This window comes from Sphingomonas sp. LM7 (assembly GCF_002002925.1).
In the GTDB taxonomy this organism is placed as follows: Bacteria; Pseudomonadota; Alphaproteobacteria; order Sphingomonadales; family Sphingomonadaceae; genus Sphingomonas.
This window is the reverse complement of record NZ_CP019511.1, coordinates 263,862-279,617: the sequence shown is the minus strand read 5'-3', so window position 1 is coordinate 279,617 and position 15,756 is coordinate 263,862. Positions and strand designations below refer to the sequence as shown.

At 65.8% G+C, this 15,756-nt stretch carries 18 protein-coding genes; 14 read left to right on the top strand and 4 right to left on the bottom strand.

Annotation, left to right across the window (positions count from 1 at the left end):
• The first annotated feature begins 1 nt into the window (after nt 1).
• The 4 genes from ilvN to BXU08_RS01240 all read left to right on the top strand — a co-directional run bounded on the left by ilvN (nt 2) and on the right by BXU08_RS01240 (nt 3,211).
• Nucleotides 2–517: an acetolactate synthase small subunit gene (ilvN, locus tag BXU08_RS01255; RefSeq protein WP_077507937.1), complete on the top strand. Its 516-nt coding sequence runs from the start codon at nt 2–4 to the stop codon at nt 515–517.
• A gap of 100 nt (nt 518–617) precedes the next feature.
• Nucleotides 618–1,637 carry a ketol-acid reductoisomerase gene (gene ilvC, locus BXU08_RS01250; RefSeq protein WP_077507935.1) on the top strand — a complete coding sequence of 340 codons (1,020 nt, stop codon included), beginning with the start codon at nt 618–620 and terminating at the stop codon, nt 1,635–1,637.
• Between the two features lie 141 nt (nt 1,638–1,778).
• Nucleotides 1,779–2,420, top strand: coding sequence for a YceI family protein (locus tag BXU08_RS01245; protein ID WP_077507932.1), 642 nt, complete (start codon nt 1,779–1,781; stop codon nt 2,418–2,420).
• A gap of 188 nt (nt 2,421–2,608) precedes the next feature.
• Nucleotides 2,609–3,211 carry a TMEM175 family protein gene (locus BXU08_RS01240; RefSeq protein WP_077507929.1) on the top strand — a complete coding sequence of 201 codons (603 nt, stop codon included), beginning with the start codon at nt 2,609–2,611 and terminating at the stop codon, nt 3,209–3,211.
• A gap of 83 nt (nt 3,212–3,294) precedes the next feature.
• Here the strand turns inward: BXU08_RS01240 and BXU08_RS01235 are convergent, their stop codons facing one another.
• Nucleotides 3,295–5,925: a TonB-dependent receptor gene (locus tag BXU08_RS01235; protein WP_077507926.1), complete on the bottom strand. Its 2,631-nt coding sequence runs from the start codon at nt 5,923–5,925 to the stop codon at nt 3,295–3,297.
• 230 nt (nt 5,926–6,155) lie between these two features.
• Here BXU08_RS01235 and folE point away from each other — a divergent pair, with 230 nt between their 5' ends.
• From folE to BXU08_RS01210, 5 genes are read left to right on the top strand one after another with little or no spacing between them, the layout of a single operon-like run.
• Nucleotides 6,156–6,776, top strand: a complete 621-nt coding sequence (folE, locus tag BXU08_RS01230; protein ID WP_077507923.1) for a GTP cyclohydrolase I FolE — start codon at nt 6,156–6,158, stop codon at nt 6,774–6,776.
• The gene (locus BXU08_RS01225) at nt 6,776–7,540 is read left to right on the top strand and encodes an SDR family oxidoreductase (protein ID WP_077507920.1); all 765 of its coding nucleotides are present in this window, start codon (nt 6,776–6,778) and stop codon (nt 7,538–7,540) included. The genes folE and BXU08_RS01225 overlap by 1 nt, the downstream gene beginning before the upstream one ends.
• On the top strand, nt 7,533–7,886 hold the full coding sequence (locus BXU08_RS01220) for a dihydroneopterin aldolase (RefSeq protein WP_077507918.1): 354 nt from the start codon (nt 7,533–7,535) through the stop codon (nt 7,884–7,886). Before BXU08_RS01225 ends, BXU08_RS01220 begins: the two co-directional genes overlap by 8 nt.
• 24 nt (nt 7,887–7,910) lie before the next feature.
• On the top strand, nt 7,911–8,900 hold the full coding sequence (locus BXU08_RS01215; protein WP_077507915.1) for a glycerophosphodiester phosphodiesterase family protein: 990 nt from the start codon (nt 7,911–7,913) through the stop codon (nt 8,898–8,900).
• Nucleotides 8,901–8,938: 38 nt separating this feature from the next.
• Nucleotides 8,939–10,066, top strand: a complete 1,128-nt coding sequence (locus BXU08_RS01210) for a zinc-binding dehydrogenase (RefSeq protein WP_077511868.1) — start codon at nt 8,939–8,941, stop codon at nt 10,064–10,066.
• Here the strand turns inward: BXU08_RS01210 and BXU08_RS01205 are convergent.
• Both BXU08_RS01205 and leuA read right to left on the bottom strand, forming a co-directional pair.
• The gene (locus BXU08_RS01205) at nt 10,063–10,590 is read right to left on the bottom strand and encodes an AAA family ATPase (protein ID WP_077507912.1); all 528 of its coding nucleotides are present in this window, start codon (nt 10,588–10,590) and stop codon (nt 10,063–10,065) included. The genes BXU08_RS01210 and BXU08_RS01205 overlap by 4 nt on opposite strands.
• A gap of 5 nt (nt 10,591–10,595) precedes the next feature.
• Nucleotides 10,596–12,257, bottom strand: coding sequence for a 2-isopropylmalate synthase (gene leuA, locus BXU08_RS01200; protein ID WP_077507909.1), 1,662 nt, complete (start codon nt 12,255–12,257; stop codon nt 10,596–10,598).
• A gap of 266 nt (nt 12,258–12,523) precedes the next feature.
• Between leuA and BXU08_RS01195 the strand changes: the two genes are divergently transcribed.
• A complete protein-coding gene (locus BXU08_RS01195; RefSeq protein ID WP_077507906.1) occupies nt 12,524–12,922 on the top strand; it encodes a BLUF domain-containing protein in 399 nt (132 codons plus the stop codon).
• A gap of 6 nt (nt 12,923–12,928) precedes the next feature.
• Here BXU08_RS01195 and BXU08_RS01190 read toward each other — a convergent pair whose 3' ends face one another.
• Entirely contained in the window at nt 12,929–13,183 is a 255-nt protein-coding gene (locus BXU08_RS01190; protein ID WP_077507903.1) for a hypothetical protein, read from the bottom strand.
• 198 nt (nt 13,184–13,381) lie between these two features.
• Here BXU08_RS01190 and BXU08_RS01185 point away from each other — a divergent pair, with 198 nt between their 5' ends.
• The 4 genes from BXU08_RS01185 to BXU08_RS01170 all read left to right on the top strand — a co-directional run bounded on the left by BXU08_RS01185 (nt 13,382) and on the right by BXU08_RS01170 (nt 15,718).
• Nucleotides 13,382–13,588 carry a DUF2945 domain-containing protein gene (locus BXU08_RS01185; protein ID WP_077507900.1) on the top strand — a complete coding sequence of 69 codons (207 nt, stop codon included), beginning with the start codon at nt 13,382–13,384 and terminating at the stop codon, nt 13,586–13,588.
• Between the two features lie 32 nt (nt 13,589–13,620).
• The gene (locus tag BXU08_RS01180; RefSeq protein ID WP_077507897.1) at nt 13,621–13,890 is read left to right on the top strand and encodes an SWIB/MDM2 domain-containing protein; all 270 of its coding nucleotides are present in this window, start codon (nt 13,621–13,623) and stop codon (nt 13,888–13,890) included.
• Between the two features lie 350 nt (nt 13,891–14,240).
• The gene (locus BXU08_RS01175) at nt 14,241–14,420 is read left to right on the top strand and encodes a hypothetical protein (RefSeq protein WP_077507894.1); all 180 of its coding nucleotides are present in this window, start codon (nt 14,241–14,243) and stop codon (nt 14,418–14,420) included.
• A gap of 134 nt (nt 14,421–14,554) precedes the next feature.
• Nucleotides 14,555–15,718 carry an NAD(P)/FAD-dependent oxidoreductase gene (locus BXU08_RS01170; RefSeq protein ID WP_290439634.1) on the top strand — a complete coding sequence of 388 codons (1,164 nt, stop codon included), beginning with the start codon at nt 14,555–14,557 and terminating at the stop codon, nt 15,716–15,718.
• The last annotated feature ends 38 nt before the right edge of the window (nt 15,719–15,756 follow it).

The following is a 15,756-nucleotide window of genomic DNA, read 5'->3' as shown; positions in this document are numbered from 1 at the left end:
CATGCACATCAAGGAAGAGCAAAAAGAGCGGCACACGCTTGCCGTGATCGTCGATAACGAGCCGGGCATCCTCGCCCGGATCGCCGGGCTGTTCACTGCGCGCGGCTACAATATCGAAAGCCTCACCGTCTCGGAGATCACCGAGGACAATCGAATTAGTCGCATCACCATCGTGACATCGTCCTCGGCCGCGGTGATGGAGCAGATCATCGCGCAGCTCGAGCGGCTCGTGCCGGTGCACAAGGTGACCGACCTCACCGCCGCCGGCCCGCATGTCGAGCGCGAGCTCGCCCTGGTGAAGGTCGCAGGCACCGGCGACCACCGGATCGAGGCGCTGCGCCTCGCCGAGGTGTATCGTGCCCGCGTCGTCGATGCGACGATTTCGAGCTTCGTGTTCGAAGTCACCGGCGGCTCGGAGAAGCTCGACAAGTTCGTCGAGCTGATGCGCGAGCTCGGCCTGATCGAAGTCGCCCGCACCGGCGTCGTCGCCATTTCGCGCGGCAAGGAAGCCGCCTGAATTTTTCATCGCGTGCTCCTGCGAAAGCAGGAGCCCAGGGTCGAGTAACCCTGGACCCCTGCTTGCGCAGGGGCACATTCCAGAAAGGGACTGAACGAAAATGCGTGTCTACTACGATCGCGACGCCGATCTGAACCTGATCTCGGGCAAGAACATCGCCATCATCGGCTATGGTTCTCAGGGTCACGCCCACGCCCAGAACCTGCGCGACAGCGGCGTCCAGAATGTCGCGATCGCGCTACGCCCCGGCTCGGCATCGGCGAAGAAAGCCGAAGATGCCGGCTTCAAGGTGATGAGCAACAAGGATGCGGCCGGCTGGGCCGACATCCTGATGATCCTCGCCCCCGACGAGCATCAGGCCGCGATCTATGACGCCGACCTCAAGGGCAATCTCAAGCCCGGCGCGGCGCTGGCCTTCGCCCACGGCCTCAACGTCCATTTCGGCCTGATCGAGCCGCCCAAGGACATCGACGTGATCATGATCGCCCCCAAAGGTCCCGGCCACACCGTGCGCTCCGAATATGTTCGCGGCGGCGGCGTGCCTTGCCTGATCGCGATCCACCAGGACGCCAGCGGCAACGCGCATGACGTTGCGCTCGCTTATGCTTCGGGCGTCGGCGGCGGCCGTTCGGGCATCATCGAAACCAATTTCCGCGAGGAATGCGAGACCGACCTGTTCGGCGAGCAGGCCGTGCTGTGCGGCGGCGCCACGGCGCTGGTCCAGGCCGGGTTCGAAACGCTGGTCGAAGCCGGCTACGCCCCGGAAATGGCCTATTTCGAGTGCCTGCACGAGCTCAAGCTAATCGTCGACCTGATGTACGAGGGCGGCATCGCCAACATGCGCTACTCGATCTCGAACACCGCCGAATATGGTGACATCAAGACCGGCCCGCGCATCATCACCGAAGAGACCAAGAAGGAAATGAAGCGCGTCCTCGCCGACATCCAGTCGGGCCGCTTCGTCAAGGACTTCGTGCTCGACAACCGCGCCGGCCAGCCCGAACTCAAGGCCAGCCGCATCGCCGCCAAGCGCCACCAGATCGAAGAGGTCGGTGCCGAACTCCGCGCGATGATGCCGTGGATCGGCGCCAACAAGCTGGTGGACAAGGAAAAGAACTGACACCGGTTCGAAAATGATGAAGGGGCTGCGGACACCGGTCCGCGGCCCCTTTTCATTTGCGGAAACCGTCGGTTTCCATCTTGCCGTTTGACCGCCCTCCCAAAACGCCCGACACGCGGGTCTCCCAACCAGGAGATTCCCATGCGCGTCCGCTTCATCGCCCTCGCCGCCACGCTCGCCATCGCCACCCCGCTCGTCGCCCAGCAGGCGATGCAGACCCCCGGCGCCAAGGATCCCGCGCGCGTCGTCGCCGGCAGCTACAGCGCCGATCCCGGCCACACGCTGATCGCGTGGGAAGTCGATCACCTCGGCTTCACGCCCTATTTCGGGCTGTTCGGCGACATCACCGGCACGCTGGTGATCGATCCCAAGAATCCCGCCGCCGCCAAGGTCGACATCACCATTCCGGTCTCGAAAGTCACCACGGCCAGCGCCGGCCTGACTGCGCACCTGCTGCGCGCGCCCAAGGAAGCCGGCGGCAAGCCCGACTTCTTCGGCCCCGCCCCCGCCGACGCGCGCTTCGTCTCGACCAAGGTGGTCGTCGCCGGCGACAAGGCGAAGGTCACGGGCGACCTCACGCTCAACGGCATCAAGCGCCCGGTCACGCTCGACGTCGCCTTCTACGGCGCCGGCAAGACTCCGCAGCAGATGGGCGGCAAGGACAATATCGGCTTCGAGGCGACGACGACGATCCGCCGCAGCGATTTCGGCGTCACCATGGGCATCCCGATGGTCTCGGACGACGTGAAGCTCAAGATCGCCGCCGGCTTCACCAAGGACTGACGCAACTCTCTCCCTCTCCCCTTTAGGGGAGAGGGCCGGGGAGAGGGGCAAGCGCGGCAAACCCTAGACAGCCCCCGCTCCGCCCTCCTCCCCGCAAGCGGAAAGAGCGAGAAGTGAACCCTACTTAGGTTCAACTGGGAGCGTTTACGGTTTCGGCTAGATTCCCACCGAATTGCGGGAGCCCTCACATGGCCGAAGATTCCGAAGGCCGCGCCGGCGTCACGCGCGTCGAAGCCTATTCCGACGCCGTAATTGCGATCGTCGTCACGATCATGGTGCTCGAGATGCATGCGCCTGAGGAGCCCGGCTGGAGCCGGCTCGTCCCGCTCTGGCCGATCTTCACGGCCTATGCGCTCAGCTTCGCCTATGTCTCGATCTACTGGGTCAACCACCACCGGCTGTTCCACCACGCCCCGCGGGTAACCAACGGCCTGCTCTGGTCGAACATCGCGCTGATGTTCACGCTGTCACTGGTCCCGTTCGGCACCGATTATCTCGGCGAGCAGGTGTTCAGCCATGACGCGACCCTGGTCTATATGGGCATCATGCTGCTGCCCTCGGTCGCCTATATGTGGCTGCAGCGGACGATCCGTCGCACCGGCAGCCAATCGGAAGCGTCGCAGGCCTATCACCGCCTCGCACTGCGCAAGGGCCTGGCCGCGAGCGCGCTCTACGTCTCGGGCATCGCCCTCACCTTCGTCACCCCCGCGCTCGGCCTCGCCTGCGCGGCGCTCGTCGCGATCTTCTGGTGCCTGCCCGCCAGCGCGCTCGACCATCTTTTCGAGCGCTAGGAAAAGTCTCGGACCAAGCAGCCACAGCAACGAAAACGGCCGGAGCTCTCGCCCCGGCCGCCCCGTTTCCCGTCGATCGAGCCTCAGAAGCCGACGCGCACGCGCCCGCCGAAGAAGCGCGGCATGCCCGGATAGCCGGCATAGTTGCCGGTCTGCTCGGGCACGGCGAAGCCGGTGATGTAGTAGAATTGGTTGGTCAGGTTCTCGACGAAGAACTCGCCGCGCCACTTGCCGTCCGCCGAAGTCACGCCCACCGCAGCGTTGAGCAGCGGATAGCCCTGGTTGTAGATCGAGGTCCGCCCGGTCAGCGGGTTCGGATTGCTCGACGGGATGTTGACTTCGCTGTTGTAGCGCATGTCGAGATGGATCAGGCCGTTGATCCCGTCAGTCAGTCGCGGCGTCCAGGTGCCGGCAACCGTCACCGTATGCTCGGGCTGGTTGTTGAACTGCCGGCCTTCCTGGCCCTGCAGCGGCGTTCCGGTGAAGTCGTTGCCCCCGTCATAGCGGGCGCTGATCCAGCTATAGCCGAGCTGGAAGGTCAGGTCGCGCGCGGGGCGGATCGTCGATTCCATCTCCACGCCCTTGCTGATGCTCTTGGGCACGTTCTGGACGACGAAGTTGTTGCCCGCGAACACCAGCGACTGGAGGTTGTAGAAGTTCATGTAGAACGCGGCGACGTTCAGCGAGAATGCCCGGCTCGGGCTCGCCTTGAAGCCGATTTCATAGGCATCGACGGTCTCGGCGCCGAACTGCAGGTCAGAGCCCTGCGCGCCATTGCCGCCCAGCAGCCGCGAATCGAAGGTCGCCTGGTCGAGATTATAGCCGCCCGACTTATAGCCGTGATCGTAGCTGGCATAGGTCAGCAGCTTGTCCGACACCTTGAACGCCAGCTTGGCGGTGCCGGTGATCTCGTTGTCGGTGAAATCGTCCTGATAATTGCCGTTGAACTCGGTGTTCACCGCCGGATTGCAGCTGAGCAGGAACAGATTGTTATAGTTGGTCGCCCCCAGCGCGGCGCGAACCACCCCGAGATAGGTCTGCGCCGCGGCGCTGGTGTTGTAGAAGGTCGAGCACGCGCCGGTATTGTTGTTGATGCTCGCGGTCATGTCCTTGCTCTCGTGGTTCCAGCGCGCACCCAGCGTGAGCGACAGCTTGTCGGTCACGTTGATGATGTTGTGCGTGAACAGCGCGAAGGCATTGGTCTTGACGCGGAAATCGTCGGGATTGTTGCCCTGCCCCGGCAGGTTGCCCGGCAGAGGCGTGGTCAGCAGCGCCAGCAGCGCCGGATTGGCGGCCGCTGCCTGCTGCAGCCGCACGCCCGGCGCGATGAACGGATTCTGCAGGAACAGCAGCTGGCCGAGCAGCGGCTTCACATTGGCGGGCAGCGCCGGCCCGCCCTGCAACGCGGCGCCGAGCTGCGGCAGCGTCGGCACGCCATACGACCCGAAGAACTGGAAGCCCGATCCCGAGAAGATCGTGTCGACATAGGCATTGGCGTCGTTGCCGAGCTGCACCACGTCGCGCAGCTTGTTGCTCTCGTTCAGGTAGAAGCCGCCGATCAGCCAGTCGAGCTTGCCGCCGAACGCCGAGCCCTGCAGCCGGAGTTCCTGCGTGAAATCGGTGAGTTCGTTGCGATAGCCGTCGCGATAGGCACGATCGACGCCCGAAAAGTCGATGTCCTGGTTCCGCACCACCTGCCAGTTGCGATAGGCGGTGATCGAGGTCAGCTTGACGTCGCCGAGCTGCCAGCCGAGCTCGCCCGAAAAGCCCCAGTCCTTCACCTTCTCGGCATAGTCGCGGTTGGGCGACATCGCCTGGGTGCGATCGCTGCCCGGCCCGGTGTAGAGGCCGACCCGCCCGCGCGACGCCGCTACGCCCTGGATCACCGGGGCAAGGCTGCCGCGTGCCACCGACACCGCGCCGCAGCACTGCTCGTCGGTCTCGTAATAGTCGCCGATCAGGCGCAGCGTGATGTCGCCGCTGTCGAGCAGCGCCTGCCCGCGCACGTTCCAGCGATTGACGTCGTTGATCGCGCGGTCGCTGTTGGCATCGTTGATATAGCCGTCGCGCTTGCGATAGCCGCCGTCGACGCGCAGCGCGAGCGATTCACTCACCGGCCCGGTGAACGCGCCCCGCACGCCATAGGCGTTGTAGTTGCCGTACGTTCCCTCGACATAGCCATGCGTCTCGAACTGCGGCTGCGCCGTGAAGATGCTGAGCGCGCCGGCCGAGGTGTTGCGGCCGAACAGCGTGCCCTGCGGCCCGCGCAGCACCTCGACGCGCTCCAGCTCGGGAAGCTCGGAGATCGCCACGCCGGCACGCGCGCGGAACACGCCGTCGATGAACACGCCGACCGCGGGTTCGAACCCCGGGTTGTCGCCGCCGGTGGTGATGCCGCGAATGTAGATCGTGGTGCCGGTGGCCGAGGACTGGCCGGTCGAGCTCTGCAGCGACGGCGCCAGCTGCTCGAGGTCGCGGACATTCTCGACGCCGGCATTCTGGAGCAGCTCGGGCCCGATCGCAGTGATCGCGATCGGCACGTCCTGCACCGTCTCGTTGCGCCGCGTCGCGGTCACGACGATGTCGTTCGCGCCCTGATAGTCCTGCGTCATGGTCTCATCGACCGTCGGCGGCGTGCCGGCGTCCTGCGCAAAGGCGGGGGTCGTCGCGAGCAGGCCAAGTGCCGTTGCCGCGAGCAAATCGAGCTTCTTCATGGGATTGTTCCCCTCTCCTGTCGCCGCGCGGAGGATATCCGGTGTCGGCGTTGCTTTTATTACGCAGGCAACTAACGCTGCATTTCCGAAGCCGTCAACGGGGGTGGAGGGCGGAACTCCGCGGTTTCCCGCCGTTTTTTAAGAAGCGGTACGGATGGGCAACAGGTCCGTCGCGGCGGAATCCGCGCTGACGTAGCGTAAACTGGATCAAGGCGAGGAAGGACAGGCGGATGGCGGAAATTCACGATCCAGCGGAAGACGGCGATCTCGTCGCCGGCCCCGCCAAGATCGCCGTTCCGGACGATGTCGCCGACGCGATCCGCACGCTGATCCGCTGGTCGGGCGACGATCCCACGCGTGAGGGGCTGATCGACACGCCTGCCCGCGTCGCGCGCGCCTGGAAGGAATACTGCCAGGGCTATGACGAGGATCCAGCGCATCACCTCAACCGCGTGTTCGAGGAAGTCGGCGGCTATGACGATATCGTCCTGCTGACCGGCATCCCGTTCCAGTCGCATTGCGAGCACCACATGGCGCCGATCGCCGGCAAGGCATCGATCGCCTATCTGCCCAAGGACCGCGTCGTCGGCATCTCGAAGCTCGCCCGCGTGCTCCACGGCTTCGCCCGCCGCCTCCAGGTCCAGGAACGCCTCACCGCCCAGGTCGCCGACTGCATCTGGGAAAAGCTAAAACCCCAGGGCGTCGCCGTGGTGATCGAGGCAACCCATGGCTGCATGACCGCGCGCGGGGTGCGCACCCCCGGCGTCGGCATGGTCACCAGCCGGATGATGGGCGTGTTCCGCGAAGACGAGCGCAGCCGCCAGGAAGTGCTCAAGCTGATGGGCTATTGATGCGGGTGCTCGTCACCGGCGGCGCGAAGCGGATCGGCGCGGGGATCGCGCGCCGGCTCGCGCTGCGCGGCCATGGCGTGGCGATCCACCATCATAACGCCCCCGATGACGCCGCCGCACTGCGCGACGCAATCGCCGCGGCGGGCGGAACCGCCTGCATCGTCTCGGGCGAACTCGCCGACGCGGCCACCGCCCCGGCACTGATCGCCACCGCGCGCCAAGGCCTGGGCGGCCCTATCGACGGCCTGGTCAACAATGCCTCGCAATTCGCCTGGGACGCGCTGCCGCTCACAGACTTCGCGCTGCTCGACCAGCATTTCCGCATCAATTGCGGCGCCCCCGTCGCGCTCGCCTCGGCATTGGCGGCGCAAGACGATCTCGATGCCGGTGCGGTGGTCAATCTGCTTGACCAGAAGCTCGCCAACCTCAACCCCGACTTCCTCACCTACACGCTGAGCAAGGCCGCCCTCGCCGCCGCGACCGAAATGATGGCGCGCGCGCTCGCCCCGCGCATCCGCGTCAATGCCGTCTCGCCGGGCCTGACCCTGCCCAGCCTGGACCAGACGCCGGAGGAATTCTCCGAACATGCCCGCCAGAACCTGCTCCAGCGCCCCGTCGCGCTCGACGACATCGCCGCGACGGTCGAGCATCTGCTTACCTGCCGCAGCATCACCGGGCAGAACGTCTTCGTCGATTGCGGCCAGCGCTTCCTGCAGCGCGACGGCGACGTGATGTTCGAAGGCCGGACGCGCCCGCATGGCTGAGTACACGATCCTGCTCGAAGGGCTCGAATTGACGATGGGCCTGGGCATCCATCCGCACGAGCAGACGCCGCAGCGCGTCCAACTCAGCGTCGCGATGACGTGTCGATACCCTGCTCCGCCGGAAGACCGGATCGATGCAGTGGTGGACTACGACTTCCTGCGCAGTGAGATCCACGCCCTTGCCGCCACGCGCCACGTCGCACTGCAGGAAGTCCTTTGCGATCAGGTCGCCGCGCTCGCGCTGCGCGATCCGCGGGTAGTCGAGGTCCGCGTCCGCTCGACCAAGCTCGACATCTATCCCGACGCACGGATAGGTTGCGAGGTGGTGCGGCAGCGGGACGAATAGGCGCCGCCCGAGGGGAGCGCGGGGATGCGGAGACGGTGGCTTGCGGCAGGCGGAGCAGCGGCCCTACTGGCAGGCATCTACCTCGTAAACGCCTCCTGGCTGGCACCTCGGCCGACCGGCATTCCGGGCGTGCTGGCGCACCGCGGCGTGCACCAGACCTTCAACCATGTCGGGCTGAGGCAGAACGACTGCACTGCTTCGCGCATAGATCCGCCGACCAATCCCTATCTCGAAAACACCCTGCCCTCGATGGCTGCGAGCTTCGCGGCGGGTGCCACTGCGCTCGAACTCGACGTGCATCCGACCACCGATGGCGAATTTGCCGTGTTCCATGACTGGACGCTCGAATGCCGGACCGACGGCCGAGGCGTCACTCGCGACCAATCGATGGCCTATCTGAAAACCCTCGACGTCGGTCACGGCTATACCGCCGACCGCGGCAGAAGCTTTCCGTTCCGCGGCAAGGGCGTCGGACTGATGCCGACGCTCCACCAAGTGCTGACGGCGTTTGCGGGCAGGCAGTTCCTCATCAACATCAAGAGCAACGATGCCCTCGAGGCCGACCGATTGGTGGCCTATCTGAAGGCGCACGGCCATCCGACCGACCATCGGTTGCAGGTATATGCGGCCGAGCGGCCGATCCAACGACTGCAACAGCTTGCGCCGTATGCTCTGCTGCTCTCCGGGAAGCGCGGCAAGGCCTGTGCGATGCGCTATCTTCTGATCGGCTGGAGCGGGCATGTCCCCCGGGCCTGCCGCGGCAGCGTCATCGGCGTGCCGATAAACCTGCGCTGGGCCTATTGGGGCTGGCCCAACCGATTCCTCGCGCGGATGAAGGCGGCCGACGTCTCAGTGATGCTGACCGGTCCGATCGGCGAACATGGCTCGGGCGCGACCGGGCTGGAGCGCCCGGACCAGCTCGATGCGGTGCCCGCAGGATTTTCCGGCATGATCCTCACCGACGATATCGAGGTGATCGGTCCCGAAGTGCGGCGGCGCTGGCCGTCGCGCTGATCCTGTGCGAAGCGCTCGAAATGGATAAGGAGAGAATGATGGCCGAGAAGCTGACGGGACTCGAACTGCGCTCCACCGTCTCCAGCGATGCGCGGCTGACCCTGGCCCTCGAACCCGTCACGCTTGATCCGCCCGGCCCCGACGAAGTCGTCGTCCGGGTCGAGGCGACGCCGATCAACCCGTCCGACCTCGGCCTGCTGCTCGGCCCGGCCGATGTGGCGACGCTCGAAGCCGGCGGCACCGCGGATCGCCCCATTCTCACCGCCGCGATCCCGCAGGGACGGATGGGCGCGATGAAGCCGCGGCTCGATCAGTCGATGCCAGTCGGCAATGAAGGCGCCGGCACCGTCGTCGCGGCAGGCGCGAACGTCGAAAGACTGCTCGGCAAGAAGGTCGGAATGATCGGCGGCGCAATGTACGCCCAGTATCGCAAGCTCGCCGCGCGCGACTGCGTTCCGCTCCCCGAAGGCGCCAGTGCCGCCGACGGCGCATCGATGTTCGTCAATCCGCTGACCGCCCTCGCCTTCGTCGAGACATTGCGGATGGAGGGCCACAAGGCGCTGGTCCACACCGCCGCCGCTTCGAACCTCGGCCAGATGCTCAACCGCATCTGCATCGCCGACGGCGTGCCGCTGGTGAACATCGTCCGCAGCGACGCCCAGGCCGCGATCCTGCGGGAAATTGGCGCGAAGTACATCGTCGACAGCAGCGCCGGCGACTTCCGCGAGAGGCTTACCGACGCGATCGCCGAGACCGGCGCCACGCTCGCCTTCGACGCTATCGGCGGCGGCCGCCTCGTCAACGCGATCCTGCACGCGATGGAAGCCGCGGCCAGCCGCAATGCCACCGAATATAGCCGCTATGGCTCCTCGACCTTCAAGCAGGTCTATATCTATGGCGCGCTCGATCTGGGGCCGACCGAACTCGATCGCGGCTATGGCTTCGCCTGGGGCGTCAGCGGCTTCCTGCTCACCCCGTTCCTGATGAAGCTCGGCATGGAAGGCGCAATGCGCCTGCGCGCCCGCGTCGCCGCCGAACTCACCACCACCTTCGCCAGCAAATACACGGCGACGATCTCGCTCGCCGAAGTGCTCAAGCCCGAAATGGTGGCCGCCTATGCGAAGAAGGCGACCGGCGAGAAATATCTGATCGATCCGACGCGCTAGCCGAGCGTCGCCAGGACAAACGCCACTCGCGCCTCGACATCGGCCTTCGGCAGCTCATGCACCGTATAGCCGAGCGCCGGATACATCCGCGCAAGCCGGTCATATTCCGCCTCGGCATCGGCCAGATCGTGCAGCCGCTCGCTGTCGCCGGTCCAGATCTCCGGCCACGGCGGCACCAGGAAGACCGTGCGGTGATAGGGATGCGCACGCGCCAGCGGTTCGGCCACAACCTCTCCCGTCGCATGCTCGAGTGCCGCCGCGGCGTCGATCAGGCCGCGATCGAAAAACACCCAGCCCGGCATCGCCTCGGCAGCTTCGCGATCGGCGGTCGCCATCGCAATCGCGCGCCGCGCAAACGCCGCGAGATCGACCCAGGGCAGCGCAAGCCCGCCCCCTGCCCGCTCCTCGCGCACAATCCGTCGCCCCGGCTCCTCGACGGTCGCAAAGCCCCGCGCCGCCAGCGCCTCGATCAAGGTCGACTTGCCGCCGCCCGAGCACCCCGAGACGACGACGAAGCGGTTCAACCGACTCAGCCCGCCCGGTTCGCCGCGCTGAGCACCGCGCGCACCGAAGCCGTCGCGATGTCCGCATCGATGCCCACGCCGAACACCGTCCGCCCGTCCTGCGTCCGGCACTCGACATAGGCGGCCGCCTGCGCATCGGCGCCGTGGCCGATCGCGTGCTCGCTGTAGTCGACCACGTCGAGCGTCGGCCCCGTGGTGCCGGACAGCGCGTCGATCACGCCGGAGATCAGTCCGTTGCCGCGCCCGGAGATCGACTGTTCGACGCCGTCGATCGCGATCCGCCCGACGAACACCCGCTGCCCCGCCGCGCCCGATTCCTCGTAATCGACCAGGGCGATGCGATCGCTTTCGCCCGGCAGATAGACCGCTTCGAACTTCGCCCGGATGTCCGCGGCATTGAGCTCGCGGCTGGTCTCGTCGGCAAGCTGCTGGACGTGGCGCGAAAAGTCCGCCTGCATCCGCTTGGGCAGCTTCAATCCGCGGTCCTGTTCGAGCACCCAGGCGACGCCGCCCTTGCCCGATTGGGAATTCACGCGGATCACCGCTTCGTAATCGCGGCCGAGATCCTTGGGGTCGATCGGCAGATAGGGCACGTTCCAGAAGTCATCGTTACGCGCTTCCTGCGCCGCGAAGCCCTTCTTGATCGCGTCCTGATGGCTGCCCGAAAACGCCGTGAACACCAAGTCGCCGGCATAGGGCGTGCGCGGGTGGACGGGGATATTGGTGCAATAATTCACCGTGTTGACGATCTCGTCGATGTCCGAGAGGTCGAGCCCGGGATGGATACCCTGGGTGTACAGGTTGAGCGCCACGGTCACGAGGTCGCAATTGCCGGTGCGCTCGCCATTGCCGAGCAGGCAGCCCTCGACACGGTCGGCCCCCGCCATCAGCCCCAGCTCGGCGGCGGCGACGCCGGTGCCGCGGTCGTTATGCGTATGCAGGCTGATCACGATCGACTCGCGATTGCGGATGTTGCGCCCGAACCATTCGATCTGGTCGGCATAGATGTTGGGCGTGGCCGCCTCGACCGTCGCGGGCAGATTGAGGATCAGCGGCCGCTCGGGCGTCGGGCGCAGGATTTCCATCACCGCCTCGCAGACCTCGACCGAGAAATCGAGCTCGGCAGTCGAGAAGGTCTCCGGCGAATATTCGAAATGCCACTGCGTATCGGGCTGCCTGGCTGCTTCGTCGCGCAGCACCTTGGCGCCGGCGACTGCGATCGCCTTCACTTCCGCGCGCGTCATCCGGAACACCACGTCGCGCCATGCCGGCGAGACGGCGTTATAGAGGTGGACGATCGCCTGCCTGGCGCCCTTGACGCTCTGGAAGCTCGTCTCGATCAAATCCTGGCGCGACTGGGTGAGCACCTGGACGATCACGTCGTCGGGGATCTTCCCGTCGCGCACCAGCCCGGAGATGAAGTCGAATTCGGTCGCGCCCGCGCTGGGGAAACCGACTTCGATTTCCTTGACGCCCACCTTCACCAGCAGGTCGAAGAAGCGCTGCTTCTTCTCGCCGTCCATCGGATCGATCAGCGCCTGGTTGCCGTCGCGCATGTCGGTGGAGAGCCAGCGCGGCGGCTGGGTGATCGTCTTCGACGGCCATTGCCGGTCGGGCAGGTCCACCTGCGGGAAGGGACGGTATTTGACGCTAGGGTCGCGCAACATGGGGAAGCCTCTCAAGGGGTCGCGGCCGCGCATAGCGCGTGCCCGGTCATGCTAGAAGGTCTTGCTTTGGCCCAGGGCCATTTGCCCTTAGAGGCGTGCGCGTGACGCGGTCCGGCCCCTAAGGGCGGATAAGTCGCAGAAGGTGCAGCGCGTCGGTCACGGGCGGAATAATGGCGCGCCGCGCGCGGCTTGTCCACCGCTTCAAGAAAATCCTAATATTTGACCGGCATAGCCATGCCCTATCGTAAGACCGGCAAGGAAATCCCGTGCTTCAGCTCGTCTATGTCAGCAGCGTCAATCCGAATGCGCCAAGCGCCGATCCCACGGCGATCCTCGCCGCCTCGCGCGTCAACAACCAGCGCGACGGCATCACCGGCATGCTCTATTCGGACAAATCCCGCTTCCTCCAGGCACTCGAAGGCCCCGCGGACAAGGTCGAAGCCGCCTTTGCCCGGATCAAGGCCGACACGCGCCACCGCGCGATCGTCATATTGTCGAACCGCACGATCGACGCCCGCGAGTTCGGCGATTGGGAAATGGCGCATCGCACGCCCGGCGCCGACGCAGAGCTGTTCATCGCCCGGGTGAGCCGGCTCGCGGGCAATGCCGCCCCCGACGTGCGCGCAACCTTCGAAGGTTTCGCCAAAGTCCGCCGCGCAGCCTGACCAGGCTTATTCGGCCGCGTTGGCCGGCGCTTCCACATCCGCCGCCGCTTCGGCCGCGGTTTGCGTTTCGGCGACATTCTCGCCCGCGCTGTCGTTCGCAGCCTCGGGCGTCGCTTCGGTCACCGGGGTCTCGCTCGCCTTGGGGCTAGGCGTGGCGACGATCTCGGCCATTGGCGGCGTATCCGCATAATTGGTGCCGGTGGTCCCGCCACCGCCGCACCCGCCCAGCGCCAAAACTCCGCCCAACACCAGCAACCGCATTGCTTCCTCCCACGCGACCCAGGGGCTGATAGCATGCCGTCCGTCCCGCTTCTATCGCTCGCACCGCAGGAAAATCCGCGAAATCGAGCGGCATGCCCGGGTTTCGGCTGAGGCGAACCGCGAACGCGACGAAGTGTTGCAGCCGCGCAACCAACCCGTTTCGCGCGCGCTTACCATCTGAAAATACGGAGAATTTCTATGGCGAAGGTGCTCAAACGCGGCGACGAGGTCAGCTGGAAATCGCATGGAGGCACTGCCCATGGCAAAGTCGTCTCTAGACAGACGCGCGATACCACGATCAAAGGGCATCAGGTTCGTGCATCGGAGCACGAACCACAGTACATCGTCGAGAGCGACAACGGCGGGAAGGCTTCGCACAAGCCGGGGGCGCTGACGAAGGAATAGCCCGGAAACGGGTACGAACAGGAGAAGAGAGAATGGCCGAAACTAAAGCAGCAGGCGGAGCACGTGGTGGTATCGCCAAGCCGGTGACGCCGTCGCCGGAGCTGGCCGCGATCGTCGGCACCGCCGATCTGCCCCGCAGCGAGATCGTCAGCAAGATGTGGGATCACATCAAGAAGAACAACCTCCAGAACCCTGAGAACAAGCGGGAAATTCTGGCGGACGACAAGCTCGAGAAGATCTTCGGCACCAAGAAGGTGACGATGTTCGAAATGAACAAGCACATCTCGAAGCACGTCAAGTAAGGCTGCTGCCGGCCCAGGCCGGCGCGCCTGACGTAACAGCGGGGCGGGTCTCGAAAGAGGCCCGCCCCGTTCGCGTTTCAGCCGGGCGGTTCGGGCGCGTCTGCCGCCGCGTGGACTATGATGAACAAGGCTGCCGACATACGAGCGATCGGTCCCCGACTCATCCAGCGTAAAGACCAGCCCCCATCCGCGCACGATCGTCGTGTCCGTCCGCCGGCTGCCGGTCTTCCCCGCAGAAGATTTCACATCGGGCAGGCACGCCGCGATCAGCAAATGCATCGCGCCCTCCCCATGGAACTGGTCACGGCCTCGCGCGGATGGCATTGCACGCAACTGAACAGGAGACCCAGATGTCCGAGCGTTTCGAACGCCACCGCCAGCCCTGGCGCACCGACGAGCTTCAGAAGCTGCACACCCTCGCCAAGAAGGGCATGCCGCTGCGCGCGATCGCCAAGGCGCTCACCCGCAGCGAGGAATCAGTGAAGGAACGCGCCAAGCTCGACGGACTGAGCATCGCCAAGCTGCACTGAGACCATGCGCGCCGCTTTCTCCATTCGTCACCCCGGCCGTATGCCGGGGCCTCGACCGGACATGATGCTCAAACTTCTCTCCGGGCCGCACGGTGCCCCCCGGCACTTCAGCCGGGATGCTGCGTGAGGAGCAGGTGACCGATATATACGACGCGATCATCCTTGGCGGAGGCGCGGCCGGCCTGATGTGCGCCGCGGTCGCCGGGCAGCGCGGCCGGCGGGTGCTGCTGCTCGATCACGCCGATCAGGTCGGCAAGAAGATCCTGATCTCGGGCGGCGGCCGGTGCAACTTCACCAACATCCACACCGCGCCCGATCGCTACCTCTCGGCCAACCCGCATTTCGCCAAGTCGGCGCTGGGCCGCTACACGGCGCAGGACTTTATCGATCTGGTCGAGCGCCACCATATCGCCTGGCATGAGAAGACGCTTGGCCAGCTGTTCTGCGACGGCTCGGCGCGCCAGATCGTCGATATGCTGCTCGACGAATGCGCGCAGGGGAAGGTCGAGATCCGCACCGGCCGCAGCATCGGCGAAATCACCCATGCCGATGGCCGTTATCGCGTCGGCACCGACGAAGCGGCGGCGCTGGTCATCGCCACCGGCGGACCGTCGATCCCCAAGATGGGCGCCACCAGCTTCGCCTATGATCTCGCCCGCCATTTCGGGCTCAAGATAGTCGAGCCGCGCCCTGCGCTCGTTCCGCTGACCCTGCCGCCCGACCAGGCGCTGTTCCGCGAGCTTTCCGGCGTCTCGACCGATGTGGTCGCCCGCGCCGGCAAGGCCGCCTTTCCCGAAGCGGCGCTGTTCACCCATCGCGGCCTGTCCGGCCCGGCTATCCTGCAAATCTCCAGCTATTGGCGCCACGGCGAGCCGATCGCGATCGACTTCCTCCCCGGCCGCGCGCCCAGTTGGCTGGCCGAGGCCAAGCGCGCGCGCCCGCGCACCACGCTGCGCAAACTGCTCGCCGAAGCGCTGCCCGATCGCCTCGCCGAAACGCTCGCCGAGCAGCTCGCCTTGCCCGGCGACCTCGGCAACTTCACCGACCGCAAGCTCCAGGAGGCCGAACGTCGCCTCGCCGGCTGGTCCTTCCTGCCCAACGGCACCGAAGGCTTCGCCAAGGCCGAAGTCACGATCGGCGGCATCAGCACCGCCGATCTTTCGTCGCAGACGATGGCGGCACGCAAGGTTTCCGGTCTCTACGCGATCGGCGAAGCGGTGGACGTCACCGGCTGGCTTGGTGGGTATAATTTCCAATGGGCCTGGGCCAGCGGCCGGGCGGCGGCGGAGGCGATCTGAACCGTCGCAGCAACCGGTGCATACGATCCAGCAACACA